The sequence below is a fragment of the Nocardia sp. JCM 34519.1 genome (assembly GCF_020361265.1).
Classification (GTDB): domain Bacteria; phylum Actinomycetota; class Actinomycetes; order Mycobacteriales; family Mycobacteriaceae; genus Nocardia; species Nocardia arthritidis_A.
This window is the reverse complement of sequence record NZ_JAIRBR010000001.1, coordinates 1,003,719-1,016,081: the sequence shown is the minus strand read 5'-3', so window position 1 is coordinate 1,016,081 and position 12,363 is coordinate 1,003,719. Positions and strand designations below refer to the sequence as shown.

The window sequence follows — 12,363 nt, the reverse complement described above, 5'->3', positions numbered from 1 at the left end:
GCTCCTTGCTGTGCGACATTCACGCCTTGTCGCGTTCTGCTCGATACCGCATACTTCACCCGCGTCCTATGTGAGGGAAAGCACTTCCCGTCAGACGGGAAACGCGCTGCCGGAGGAGACCGATGAATGCAGCAACGCGCGGCACGGACGTCCGCTACGCCACCAGCCCGACCGAATTCGTCACGCTCACACCAGAGGAACTGCGCGAGCGCTTCCTGATCACCGATCTGTTCGCCGAGGGCGAGGTGCGTTACACGCTGTCGCACCACGACCGCCTCCTCATCGCCGGTGCGGTACCTGCCGGCGGCGAGCTCACGTTGCAGCCGCCCGCCGAAATCCGGGCCGAAAAGCTCTGTGACCGTAGGGAACTCGGCATAGTCTGCCTGTCCGGCGGCGGCTCGGTGACCACCGACGGAGTGAAACACGAGGTGGGCGCGGAGGACATCGTCTACGTCGGGCACGGCACCGAGGAGGTGGCCGTCGCGGGTGATGCCGTCTTCTACATCGTCTCGGCCCCAGCGCATTTCGCGCATCCGACCACCCTGATTCCGCGATCCGCCGCGCAGGCCGTCCAGGTCGGTTCGGCGGAGCGGGCCAGCGAGCGCACGCTGCGCAAGTACGTGCACGAAGAGGGCGCCCGGTCCTGCGAACTCGCGCTCGGCATCACCACACTCGCGCCCGGCAGCGTGTGGAACACCATGCCCTGCCACACCCACGACCGGCGCACCGAGATCTACCTGTACTTCGGGCTGGATCCGGCCGAGCGGGTGGTGCACCTGTGCGGTGAGCCGAGCCGCACCCGCAGCATCATCGTCGCCGACCGGCAGGCGGTGATCAGTCCGCCCTGGTCCGTGCATACCGGGGCCGGTACCGCCCCCTATCGGTTCGTCTGGTCGACGGCGGGTGAGAACCTGGCCTACAAAGACATGGATCTGGTTGCGACGGAGCAACTCTCGTGACGGATCCGTTCCGGTTGGACGGCAGCAGGGCACTCGTCACCGGCGCGCGCACCGGCATCGGCCGGGCCGCGGCGCTCGCCATGGCCGCCGCGGGCGCGGATCTCGTGCTGTGGGGCCGTGATTCGGCCGGGCTCGCGCCGGTGGCCGCCGAAATCCGGGCGCTGGGCCGGGCATGCGACACCGTCGGCGTCGACCTGACCGACCTCGCCGCGGTCGAATCCGCGGCTGTCGCGTTGGCCGCCGCGCACCGGATCGACCTGCTGGTGAACAATGCCGGAATCATCGGTCGCGGTGCGGCGGTGGGTGTTTCGCTCGCCGACTGGCGCAAGGTGCTCGATGTGAATCTGGACGCGGCCTTCCTGCTGGCCCGGACCATGGGCGCCGCCATGCTCGACCGCGGCGCGGGCCGCATCGTGAATATCGCCTCGCTGCTGTCCTTTCAGGGCGGTATCAACGTGGCCTCCTACACCGCGAGCAAACACGCGATCGCCGGACTCACCAAGGCGCTCGCCACCGAATGGGCGGGGCGGGACGTCGGGGTGAACGCGGTCGCTCCCGGATATGTGACCACCGCGAATACCGCTGCGCTGCAAGCCGATACCGAACGCAACCGGGCCATCACCGAGCGAATTCCGGTGGGCCGCTGGGGCACGCCGGAGGATATCGCCGGTGCCATCGTCTTCCTCTGTTCGCCCGCCGCATCCTATGTGCACGGGCACGTTTTGGTGGTGGACGGGGGGTGGCTGGCTCGGTGAGTGGCCACCCGAGCGCGGTGGCCAAGGTGGTGCTGGTGCTGGAGGCATTGCCGAACTGCCATGGGGTCAGCGAGATCAGCCGCGGCACCGGCCTACCGACCTCGACGGTGCACCGGATCCTGTCGGAGCTGGCCGGACTCGGCTGGGTACGCGTCGATTCGGAACACCGGTACCTGCCCGGCGTTCGCCTGCTCTCGCTGGCCGGGCAGTCGGCGAGCATCACCGAGATCGTGCACCCCATCCTGGGGCGGCTGTGCGCGGCCACCGGCCACACCGTGCATTTCGCGCTGCGCTCGGGCGACGAGGCGGTGTACGTCGACAAGCTGGAGGGCGACCGCGCGTATGTGATGCGCTCCCGGGTCGGGCTGTCGATTCCCTTGCACTGCACCGCGATCGGCAAGGCCATCCTGGCCGGGTTGCCGCGGCCGGAGTTGCGCGCGGTGCTGGCCCGAAATCCGTTGACCGCCATGACCGCACGCACCATCACCGATCCCGAGCTGTTGCTCGCGCACCTGGAATCGGTGGCCGAGCGCGGTTATGCCGTCGACGACGAGGAGAACGAGGAGCACACCCGCTGCCTCGGTGCGGCGGTGCTCGACCACCACGGCCAGCCGATCGGCGGAATCAGCGTCTCCGCCTTGGCATTCGACCTCGACCGGGCGAAGGTGCGCGCCTGCGTCCCGCTGCTCACCGCCGCCGCCCGCGAGGCCTCGCAGGCGCTCGGGCTGCCGAGCGCGTTGACGCCGCGGCCGCCCAAGAAGTCCGGACGGCGTTGAATATCAGGGCAATTCACGGGCGATGCGGTTGCGCGCCGCCGTCGACGACGATCCGCTGCCCGGTGAGATAACCCGCGGCGGGTGACACCAGGAAGGCGACCACATCGGCCACCTCCTCCGGGCGGCATACGTGGCCGAACGGTGAACTCGCGTCGAGATCGGCGGCCTGCTTCGCCGCGCCGCCGGTGAGCGCGGCGGTGAGCCGATCGCCCATATCGGTGGCGACCAACCCCGGCGCCACGATATTGACGTGAATACCGTGCGCCGCTTCCTCTTTCGCGAGGGTATGGGCCAGCGCCTCCAATGCCGCCTTACCCATGTTGTACGGTGCGCCGTTCGCCGAAAGCATATGTGCCGCAGTAGAACTCACCATGACGATATCGCCGCGCGGGCACTGCCGCATCGATGGCAGCACCAGCCGCGTCAGGTTGTGCGGCCCGATCGCGTGCACCGCGAGCAGCTTCTGCACCTCGGCGATCGGCGTGTCCGCCACGGTATTTCCGCGACTGGCCACGCCCGCGTTGTGCACCAGAATCCCGATCGGACCGAATTCGCCGGTCACCTGCTCGACCATTGCGGCGACCGCGTCGAAATCCTGTACCGGCGCGTGTACCGCGATCGCCCGGCCGCCATCCGATTCGATCTGCGCGACAGTATCTTTCGCCGCCTGCTCGTCGCGCGACCAGTTCACCGCGACGGTCGCGCCGCGCCCGGCCAAGGCCCGCGCGACGGCCCGCCCGATACCCCGTCCGCCGCCGGTGACCAGTGCGACCCGTTGCGCCAGGTAGTTATCCGCCATCTCCGCAGTATGCCCAAGCGTCGTCCGGGCGGAAAGGCTCAGCCTTCGGCTCGTCTCGCGCGGAATGCGGCCGTCTTGGTCCGGTTCTGGCATGCGGTGCTGCAGAAACGCTTTGTGCCGTTGCGGGATACGTCCATGTACACGCGGTCGCAGTGTTCGGCCGAGCAGACGCCGACCCGTTCGGCGTATTCGGTGCCGAGCAGATATGCGAAGCCGCCGGCGAAGGAGGCCATGATACCCATGACGACGGGCGCGTCCGGATCGTGGAAGTGCAGGTGCCACGGTTCGTCGCCGCGGCGGATCAGCGTCGGGCGGGCGCCGTATTCGGTGACCATCGCGTTGATCCGGATCGCGGCCGAATCGATATCGCCGGCGTCGACCGCGCCGAACACCTCCCGCAGTTGTCCGGCGGCCGCGGCCAGCGCCGCCGCGTCCGCGACGTCGAGCGTAATCCGGTAGGCGGCGGTGATCATGCCGTTCACCCGCTCACGCAATTCCCGGTCGTCGCCGGCGGGCGGGAAGGCGCGCCCCCGGCTCTCGCCCGGGACAACGGCGTTCACCAGCTCGGCGGCCCGCGTCACTCGGGTCACCATGTGACTGTCTAATCGCACTTGATCAGTTACCTCGCCTTCGCTACAGTCGTTACCGTCGTAATCAAGTATGACAGTAACGGAGCGTCAGTCATGCAGCTCACCACCGCCACCGCCCACTCCTGGATCGAGCGCTGGGATCGCCAGCAGGAGCGATACCTGCCCGATCGCGAAACCATGTTCGCCGTATTCGCCGATGCCGTCGCCGCGCGGACCGGCCGCCCCGATCCGGTGGTGCTCGATATCGCCTGCGGTCCGGGATCGCTCGGCGCGCGCATTCGCGACCGGCTGCCGCGGGCTCGCGTCATCGGCGTCGACGCCGATCCGGTTCTGCTCGAATTGAACCGCGCCACTTACGGTTTCGAAGTCGTCGACCGGAATCTCGGCGATCCGGACTGGTTCGCGGCCCTGCCCGTCGACCAGGTCGACGCGGTGGTGAGCACCACCGCGCTGCACTGGCTCGAACCGGACCACCTCGCGGCCTTCTACGCGCGGGCGGCGCAGTTGCTCCGGCCCGGCGGGATCCTGCTCAACGGCGACGATATGCCAACGAGCGCAACGGATATCGAGCAACTGGAACACGAGTTGGCGGCGGGTCAGGCCGAACGCGAAGGCGTCGCGGACCGCGAGGCGTGGAATGAATGGTGGACCGCGATCGAGGCCGAACCCGAGCTCGCGCACGCGGTCGCCGAGCGGGAGCGGCGGCGCTGGGAGCACCCGGAGAGTAACGGTGTGGGCTATGAGCAGCACGTAAAACTGTTGCGGGAGGCCGGTTTCCGTGCCGTCGGCACGATCTGGCAGTACGGCCGCCGCCGCATCGTCGCCGCGGTGAAGTGATCCCCTCCGGACCGGGCCGACGGGTGCGGTCCGGAACTTTCGGATAGGGGCCGATCCATCGGCGCGGTATCGCCACGGACGGGCGGCCGATGCGAGAGACTCGGGGTGCCGAAACCGAACGACGCAAGGGGAAGTTAGCGATGTCGCAGTCATTCGCCGCCTATCCGAGTGCGGTCCCGGTCGGAGTCGACACCTCGCGCGCCAGCATCGCGCGCGTCTACGATGCCGCGCTGAACGGCAAGGACAATTTCGAGATCGATCGCGAGGTGCTGGCGCAGGTGCGGACGGTGGCCCCGCAGGTCGCCGATCTGGCCTGGGCCAACCGCGATTTCCTGATCCGGGCGTGCCGCTTCCTGGCCAAGGAGGCCAAGCTAGACCAGTATCTCGATCTCGGCTCCGGCTTGCCGACCGCGGAGAACACCCACCAGGTCGTGCAGCGGGTGGACCCGGAATCGACGGTGGTCTACGTCGACAACGATCCGATGGTGCTGGCGCACGCCAGGGCCCTGCTGGCCAACAACCGCCGCACGATCATCGCCGCCGCGGACATTTTCCAGCCGTTCGAGGTGCTGAAGCTGCCCGCGGTGCGCGAACACCTGGATTTCAAGCGGCCGATCGCACTGTTCCAGATCGGCACGCTGCACCACTACCTCGGCGACGATGCCGCCGAGCTCATGGGGACCTATATAGATGCGCTGCCGTCCGGCTCATACGTCGCGATCGCGCACTTCTACGATCCGCAGACGCCCGAGCTGACCGAACTGGCCCAGCAGATGGAGGAAAAGTTCATCCACAGCCCGATGCGCAGCGGCCGGTTCCGGACCCGCGACGAAATCCAGGCCATGTTCGGCGATCTGGAGATGGTGGACCCGGGGCTCGTGTTGTGTGACGACTGGTGGCCGGACGGTCCACGGCTTTCGCCGCTGTCCACGGTGCGGCAGTGCATCGTCGGCGGGGTGGGTCGCAAGCGCTGACCGCTCGATCGGCAACCGACCAGACGTCCCGTATGTTCGGTTGGGATGCTGACACTGCTGCTGGCGCTCATCGGATTCGCCCTACTCGACTCGCCGAATATCCTGGTCATCGGGCTCACCACCGCCATCGTCGCCGACAGCCGATTGCAGCGCCGCTCGCCCGTACCGGGCGGGGCGAACTTTCTGCTCGGCGTCTATCTGGTCACCACCGCATTCGGTCTGTGTACCGTGCTCGGGCTCAACTTCCTCACGGGCCTGGTCGATTTCGAACTCACCCCGACGATTCGGTATTGGGGCGAGCTGATTCTCGGCACGGTGCTGATTCCGCTCGCCTTCCTGCCGCTGCACGCACGCGGCGAACCACCGCCGTGGGCAATGGCTTTCCGCACCCGGCCATGGCTGCTGATACTGGTCGGCGCGGGCATCGGGCTCGGGCAGGCGCCCACGGCGGTGCCCTATCTCGCGGGCCTGGCCATGCTTTCCGCGCAGAATCCACTGCCGCCGCTGTGGCCCGCCATCGTCCTGGCCTACTGCGCCATCACCCTGCTGGCCCCAACTCTCATCCTCGCCCTCTCGACCCGAAAAACGCTGCGCGCCCGCCGCTTCTATCGCGGCCTGGTCCGCGCACTCACCACCTACGGCCCACCCGCCGTCCGAATCCTGTTCGCCGGCTTCGGCATCGCACTCGTCGCCGACGCCGCGATCCACTATTCGGCACTGTTCTGACCGAGCAGCCCGGCCGTCGCACCGGCCTCGGCCAGTACCGCCTGGGCGTCCAGGATCAGGCGATGGCTGCGGTCTCCCCGTCGTCGAAGTGAATCGACTGTCGCAATCGGCCGCCGAGCGCGGTCGCGTAGCGGGCCAGCAATTCGTAGCCTGCGATATTTCCGCGCTCGATTTGTGAGATCCGCCCTTTGGTGACGCCCATGCGGTCGGCGATCTGCTGCTGGGTCAGCCCGCGGGACAGGCGGATCTCGGCCAGCCTTTGGCCGATTATCTCGGCCAGTAGCTCCTCCCTGCCGACCGCGACCGCATCCTCGCCGCCCGCGCGCTCGACGAAATCGCCGCGGATGTCCCGCCAACGCGAGTATCCGCTCATCGTGGCCCCTCCAGTTCCTGTCGTCGTTCTTTCAAGTATGTTGCGTAACGTTCTTCGGCTAGCGGAATCGCTGTGCGATACCAGGAATCCCACCTTTTGTATTTATCGCCTGCAACCAGGAGAACGGTCGATCGCCACGGATCGAAGACGAACAGGATGCGGACGGTGCCGGGACGCAGCTCCTTCAGGTTTGAAAGGTTCGAACCGGTGATGGTATCTACGAGCGGCCGTCCAAGACCGGGACCGAGTTCGGCCAATACATCGATGGCTTGAACCACCCGGTTGAAGTCGGATCCCTCCAATTGCTCGATCCATTCTCGAACCTCATCGACTACGTAGATCTCCCAGTCCTGATCGGTCACCGGAGCGAGTATAGGAATCACTATACCCCGCGTGTTGCGATTTCGTCAGATGTGAGAGCGGTTGGCGCTGACCACGAGCACCCCGCAAGGTCGGACGTGATCGGACCGGCGGCCGCCTCGGCATCGGTCAGCACGGCTTCGAGTTCAATTAACACCGTGGTGAATCGCCCGCACTGCACCGTCCCGGCTACCGGGATGAAACATATCGGCACCCATTCCCGATACCGTCTCTGTCACCTCGGGTCGGGCGGAGGGGCACAGAAGGAACTCGCTATGTCGTCCGCGCAGATCTCGGGCCACCGCCCGTCACGACCGTTGGTAGTGGCTAGCTGGATCGCGGCATTCGTACCGCTGTTCAGTTTGGGACTGCTGACCGCCGTGCTGTTCGCTGTCGCGGCCGCTGCGGCACGGTCACGGTCGCTGGCGTTGAGCGCAGCCGGTTACGCAGTGGCAACCGTGATCGAATTCGCGGCAGTGAATCATAGCGACCCGATCTTCACGACAGTCTTGGTGATCCTGATGTTCGGAGCCACAGGCCACGCTCTGTGGGTCCGCGATCGCGTGGTCGGGGCGATGACCCAGCAAGCCCCACATCGAGAGCAGGTTGCCGCACTCCATCCACCGGCACCGGAGGCGGCAATAGTGACCGAACCCGTAGTACAGGCGGCGCTGCAGCGCCGCGCCCGTCGCGCGCAGGCACGCCAATTGCTGTCCACCGACCCGAATCTGGCTACCGAGCTGGCGATCGGGCGTCCGGATCTGCGACGGGAGTTCGACGATGGCGGACTCGTCGATGTCAACAACGTTCCCGAATCCATCCTTGCCCAATTGCCAGGTGTCACTACCGAATTGGCCACACAGATTGCTGCGGCATCGAGAGTCTGCAGGCTCGCCTGCGTCGAGGATCTGGTCGTTTTTGCCGGCGTCCCCAATGATCTCGCCGAGAACCTGCGTGAGTATCTGATCTTCCGCGAACATTGCTGACACAAGCGGTCCGCCACTTTTGCGGGCTTCGGCGTCGCACTGGTCGCCGACGCCGCGATCCACTATTCGGCACTGTTCTGACCGAGCAGCCCGGCCGTCGCACCGGCCTCGGCCAGTACCGCCTCCAGCATTGCCGGGGTCAGCCTGCCGGTGAACGTATTCTGCTGGCTCACGTGATAGCACCCGAAGAGCTCCAATGGGTTTCGCGTGCCGTTCGCGGGCGCCAGGGTGACTCGTGCGCCGTGGCCGAATTTCGGTCTGGGGCGGGGGATTTGCCATCCGGCGTCGGCCAGTACCGGCAGCAGCGCCTGCCAGCCGAAGGCGCCGAGCACCACGATGCCGCGCAGATTCGGTGCGAGCAGCGACAATTCGGTGTCGAGCCAGTGGCGGCAGCGGTCGCGTTCCTCGGGGGTCGGTTTGTTGTCCGGCGGTGCGCAGCGCACCGGGGCGGTGATGCGCACACCGAGCAGGCGCAGGCCGTCGTCGATCCGGGTGGCGGTCGGTTGGTTGGCGAGGCCGACGGCATGCAGTGCGGCGTAGAGCACATCGCCGCTGCGGTCGCCGGTGAACATGCGGCCGGTGCGGTTCGCGCCGTGCGCGGCGGGGGCGAGGCCGACGATCAGCAGCCGCGCGTCCGGCGGTCCGAAGCCGGGGACGGGACGTCCCCAGTAGGTTTCGTCGCGGAATGCGGCACGCTTTTCCTGCGCCACCAGCTCGCGCCAGGCGACCAGGCGGGGGCAGGCGCGGCACTCGGTGACGGCGCTGTCCAGTTCGGCGATGCTGCGGCACACCCGATCCAGGCTGCCATGCGGCGTGGCGCAACGGATAACGAGCCGAATATGTGATCTCTGACACCCAGGAAGGGTTGGTAGCATGGCCTTTCCGACCGTACCGGAGCCACCGCGACCCCCTCGCGGGCCCGGGATTCACTTCGAGAGAGCTCCTTCCAATGCAGTTTGAAATCGTCGAGCGGGACGAGACGTGGGTTGCCGGGCTGCCGGTGCGCAGCCCAAAGCGTGCGCTCGGAGAACTGCGTGATCACGATCTGGAGGCGGCATGGGCCGCGGTCCTACATCAGGAGCTCGGCGGCCCGCTGGCCAGCGCGTATACCGACTACACCGGCGAGCTGGGCACCTACAACACGCAGATCGTCGGCTACCAGTGCGCCTCGTTCGACGAGGTGACCCGCGGCCATGTGGTGGCCCGGCTGCCGCGCGGCACCTATGCGAGATTCTCTTCGGTGGGTAACTTCCCGCAGGTGATGACCGACCTGTGGACCCAGATCGGGTACGCCGAGGAGCACAACCAGATCAAGCGGACCTACACCGGAGATTTCGAGTGCTACCCGCACGCGTACAAGATCGACCTGTATCTGGCGGTCGAAACGCGATGACCTATGCGATTGTCGTGCGTGGTGAGGCGATCTACGGCGGCCTGGTGGTGCCGCGGGTGCGTCCGAGTTTCAAGGTGAGCAACAGCGATCTCATCGAATTCCTGAAGGATCGGTTGCGGGACCGGGCGCGGGCCGATCATCCGATGTACACGGTGTACGTCCCGGATCCAGCGGGTAACTACAACGCGTTGGTGTGTTTCGACTATCCGGATCCGGCCGCGGTGCCGGTGGGCGATGTCCTGGTCAAGGTGCCGAAAGGGGTGTATGCCCGGTTCGAACCGAACGGCGACTACCACGATCCGGTGGAGGATGTGTGGGCGCAGGTGGACGACGCGACGGCGTCGGCCGAGATCACCAGGGCCTACCGCGAAGAGGTCGAGGTCTGGCGTGGTCCGGAATCGGTCGAATTGTTCATTTCGATCCTGGTTTAGCTTGCTGGCTGTTAGCTATATGTGAACCGACCGGTTGTCACGGTTTGCCCGTTACTAGCCAGCGACGATATGACCTGGGGAAATATCGGGGCGCGCAATCGGGTTTCGGAATATTTGCCGGATGTCTGTTCAATTCCTGCCGGATGAACGATACTGCCCTAGGCACCTCACCGTGCGCGCGTCGCAGGCTGAGTGGGTCGCACGGCTCGCGGACCGCGCCAGGCGCGCAGTAATGGAGTAGGAAGACATGACTTTCGCCAGCGGTCACCGTCGCCCCGGCGGATTTCGGCGGCATCATGGTCCGATGGGTTCCCGCGCTGCTACGGTCCCGACGCCGCGATATTCGGGCACGGATGGTGGTACGGGCGTCCCGGTGGCGGTTCGGAGTCGCTTCCTGGACTTACCGGCGGTGCCCCGGCATGAGACCATGACGTGGGTAGCGCGCTCGAGCTATGCGGTAGCTGCCACTGCCCGTGATCGGCGGCGTCTGACGCCGGGTGCGGACACTCGTAGTTAGCGCGATGGGAGATAAGGTGCCTCGGCGGACGCTCGACTCGCTGGTGACCCAGGTCGCCGCTGAGCTGATGGGTGTCGACGCCACCACGATGGTGGCGGCAACCGAGGATGTGCTGGCCAGGCTGATCGAGCATTTCGATGTCGATTACGCATATCTGCGCCATACCGACCGCGAACTACGGGCAACCGTGCTGGTCGCCGAATGGCCGCGGCGCACCCGGGTTCCGGATCCCGACCCGCTGCAGATCGTGTACTTCGACCGCCCGAAATCCATCTTCCACGGGCTGGAACACGCCACCGAACCGATCGTCACCGGGCCGATGCCCATGTGTGATCAGATCCGCGAGGCCATCGGCTGGGATCCGGGTATCTCGCACCTCACCTCCGCCGCGGTACCGCTGGTCTCGCGCGGCGAAGCGACCGGACTGCTCGGCTTCGTGAAGGCGGGCGACCGGGAATGGAGCACCAGGGAGATCAACGTGCTCAAGGCGATTGCCGCACTGTTCGCGCAGCTACAGGCCCGGGTGGTGGCCGAGGAGCAGTTGCGCTACATCGCACTACACGACGACCTGACCGGTCTGGCGAATCGGCGGGCACTGCTCGAACATATGGAAGACCGATTACGCCCCGGCAGTCCCGGTCCGGTGGCCACGTTCTTCCTCGACCTGGATCGGCTCAAGGCGCTCAACGACTTCCTTGGCCACACCGCGGGCGATAACTTCATCCGCACCCTCTCCGCGCGGTTGCGCGAGCATCTGGACCCTAACGACATGATCGCCCGGCTCGGCGGCGACGAATTCGTCATCGTGCCCGCCAAACCGATGGACGCGGTCGCGGCGGAGCTGGAGGCCGTGCGGATCCAGCAGCTGATCGGCCGCCGGGTGGTGGTCGGCGGCGAATCGGTGAGCAGGCGGGCCAGCGTCGGTGTCGCGGTCGGGATGCCGGGCGAGACAACGGTCGCCGACCTGCTGCGCGGCGCCGACCACGCACTGCTGTCCGCGAAATCCGGTGGCGGCAACGGGGTCGCGGTCTTCACCGATGCGATGCGCGCGCAGTTCGAGCTACAGGACGATGTGGAGCTGAACCTGCGCGGTGCGGTCGCCGACGGCTCGATGCTGCTGCACTACCAGCCCGAGGTCGATCTGCGCACCGGCCGCATCGTCGCGCTGGAGGCGCTGGTCCGCTGGATGCACCCGACCAGGGGCCTATTGCCGCCCGCCGCGTTCGTCACGGTCGCCGAGGCGACGAATCTCGCTGGGGAACTTGGCCGTTGGGTGATCCGCTCGGCCTGTGCCCAATTCGCGGAGTGGCGCAGACGAGGGCTGGCGGGCAATGTGGTGATGCGGATCAACGTCTCGCCGGTGCAGTTGGTGAGCCTCGATTTCGTCGAGCGGATCGAGGACATCCTGCGGCTGTTCGGCATCGATGGCAGTTCGGTGTGCTTGGAGATCACCGAACACGTCGTGGTGCAGGATCTGGCCCGCACCCAGGTCACCTTGCGTGGACTCAAGCGGATGGGCGTGCAGATCGCCATCGACGATTTCGGCACCGGATACAGTTCGCTGTCGCATTTGAAGGCGCTCCCCGTCGACGCAGTGAAGATCGATCGCGGGTTCGTGCAGCGCCTCGGCGCCAGTACCGATGATCTTGCCATCGTGAAATCCATTATCGGCCTTGCCGGTTCGTTCGGGCTCGGGGTGGTCGGCGAGGGCGTCGAGACACCGGTGGCGGCGCGTACTCTGGTCGGGCTCGGCTGCTATCGCGCGCAGGGTTTCCTGATCGCCCGGCCGATGCCCGCCGACGAGGTGGAGGCGCATCTGGCGCTCGGCCGGATCCCGCTGGATCTCGATCTGCCGAGGGTCGGGCGCGGGCAGACCGCTCGGTGAGG

Annotated in this window: 15 protein-coding genes; 10 read left to right on the top strand and 5 right to left on the bottom strand. The window is 66.6% G+C overall.

Annotated elements, in window-relative coordinates; translation table 11 throughout:
- Positions 1–122: 122 nt before the first annotated feature.
- From kduI to LGY53_RS04900, 3 genes are read left to right on the top strand one after another with little or no spacing between them, the layout of a single operon-like run.
- Positions 123–959, top strand: coding sequence for a 5-dehydro-4-deoxy-D-glucuronate isomerase (gene kduI / locus LGY53_RS04910; protein ID WP_225725403.1), 837 nt, complete (start codon positions 123–125; stop codon positions 957–959).
- Positions 956–1,714 carry an SDR family oxidoreductase gene (locus tag LGY53_RS04905; protein WP_225725402.1) on the top strand — a complete coding sequence of 253 codons (759 nt, stop codon included), beginning with the start codon at positions 956–958 and terminating at the stop codon, positions 1,712–1,714. Before kduI ends, LGY53_RS04905 begins: the two co-directional genes overlap by 4 nt.
- A complete protein-coding gene (locus LGY53_RS04900) occupies positions 1,711–2,490 on the top strand; it encodes an IclR family transcriptional regulator (RefSeq protein ID WP_167477962.1) in 780 nt (259 codons plus the stop codon). Before LGY53_RS04905 ends, LGY53_RS04900 begins: the two co-directional genes overlap by 4 nt.
- A gap of 13 nt (positions 2,491–2,503) precedes the next feature.
- Here the strand turns inward: LGY53_RS04900 and LGY53_RS04895 are convergent, their stop codons facing one another.
- Positions 2,504–3,289 (bottom strand): SDR family NAD(P)-dependent oxidoreductase, encoded by a 786-nt coding sequence (locus LGY53_RS04895; protein ID WP_225725401.1) that lies wholly within the window; start codon positions 3,287–3,289, stop codon positions 2,504–2,506.
- Between the two features lie 38 nt (positions 3,290–3,327).
- Entirely contained in the window at positions 3,328–3,879 is a 552-nt protein-coding gene (locus LGY53_RS44060; RefSeq protein ID WP_225725400.1) for a CGNR zinc finger domain-containing protein, read from the bottom strand.
- 93 nt (positions 3,880–3,972) lie between these two features.
- Between LGY53_RS44060 and LGY53_RS04885 the strand changes: the two genes are divergently transcribed.
- The 3 genes from LGY53_RS04885 (at position 3,973) to LGY53_RS04875 (ending at position 6,416) form a co-directional block, all read left to right on the top strand.
- Positions 3,973–4,716: a trans-aconitate 2-methyltransferase gene (locus tag LGY53_RS04885; protein WP_225725399.1), complete on the top strand. Its 744-nt coding sequence runs from the start codon at positions 3,973–3,975 to the stop codon at positions 4,714–4,716.
- A 140-nt stretch (positions 4,717–4,856) separates the two neighbouring features.
- Positions 4,857–5,690, top strand: coding sequence for an SAM-dependent methyltransferase (locus tag LGY53_RS04880; protein ID WP_225725398.1), 834 nt, complete (start codon positions 4,857–4,859; stop codon positions 5,688–5,690).
- A 45-nt stretch (positions 5,691–5,735) separates the two neighbouring features.
- Positions 5,736–6,416: a GAP family protein gene (locus LGY53_RS04875; RefSeq protein ID WP_167477957.1), complete on the top strand. Its 681-nt coding sequence runs from the start codon at positions 5,736–5,738 to the stop codon at positions 6,414–6,416.
- 55 nt (positions 6,417–6,471) lie between these two features.
- Here LGY53_RS04875 and LGY53_RS04870 read toward each other — a convergent pair whose 3' ends face one another.
- Entirely contained in the window at positions 6,472–6,789 is a 318-nt protein-coding gene (locus LGY53_RS04870) for a helix-turn-helix domain-containing protein (protein ID WP_225725397.1), read from the bottom strand.
- Entirely contained in the window at positions 6,786–7,151 is a 366-nt protein-coding gene (locus LGY53_RS04865; protein WP_225725396.1) for a type II toxin-antitoxin system RelE/ParE family toxin, read from the bottom strand. The genes LGY53_RS04870 and LGY53_RS04865 overlap by 4 nt, the downstream gene beginning before the upstream one ends.
- Before the next feature lie 273 nt (positions 7,152–7,424).
- Between LGY53_RS04865 and LGY53_RS04860 the strand changes: the two genes are divergently transcribed.
- Positions 7,425–8,135, top strand: coding sequence for a hypothetical protein (locus tag LGY53_RS04860; RefSeq protein ID WP_225725395.1), 711 nt, complete (start codon positions 7,425–7,427; stop codon positions 8,133–8,135).
- Positions 8,136–8,197: 62 nt separating this feature from the next.
- Here LGY53_RS04860 and LGY53_RS04855 read toward each other — a convergent pair whose 3' ends face one another.
- Positions 8,198–8,935: a uracil-DNA glycosylase gene (locus LGY53_RS04855; protein WP_374111130.1), complete on the bottom strand. Its 738-nt coding sequence runs from the start codon at positions 8,933–8,935 to the stop codon at positions 8,198–8,200.
- 149 nt (positions 8,936–9,084) lie between these two features.
- Between LGY53_RS04855 and LGY53_RS04850 the strand changes: the two genes are divergently transcribed.
- The 3 genes from LGY53_RS04850 to LGY53_RS04840 all read left to right on the top strand — a co-directional run bounded on the left by LGY53_RS04850 (position 9,085) and on the right by LGY53_RS04840 (position 12,361).
- A complete protein-coding gene (locus tag LGY53_RS04850; RefSeq protein ID WP_167477955.1) occupies positions 9,085–9,528 on the top strand; it encodes a GyrI-like domain-containing protein in 444 nt (147 codons plus the stop codon).
- Positions 9,525–9,959 (top strand): effector binding domain-containing protein, encoded by a 435-nt coding sequence (locus tag LGY53_RS04845; RefSeq protein WP_167477954.1) that lies wholly within the window; start codon positions 9,525–9,527, stop codon positions 9,957–9,959. Before LGY53_RS04850 ends, LGY53_RS04845 begins: the two co-directional genes overlap by 4 nt.
- Before the next feature lie 521 nt (positions 9,960–10,480).
- Complete coding sequence (locus LGY53_RS04840; protein ID WP_225725393.1) at positions 10,481–12,361, top strand: bifunctional diguanylate cyclase/phosphodiesterase; 1,881 nt, start codon at positions 10,481–10,483, stop codon at positions 12,359–12,361.
- The last annotated feature ends 2 nt before the right edge of the window (positions 12,362–12,363 follow it).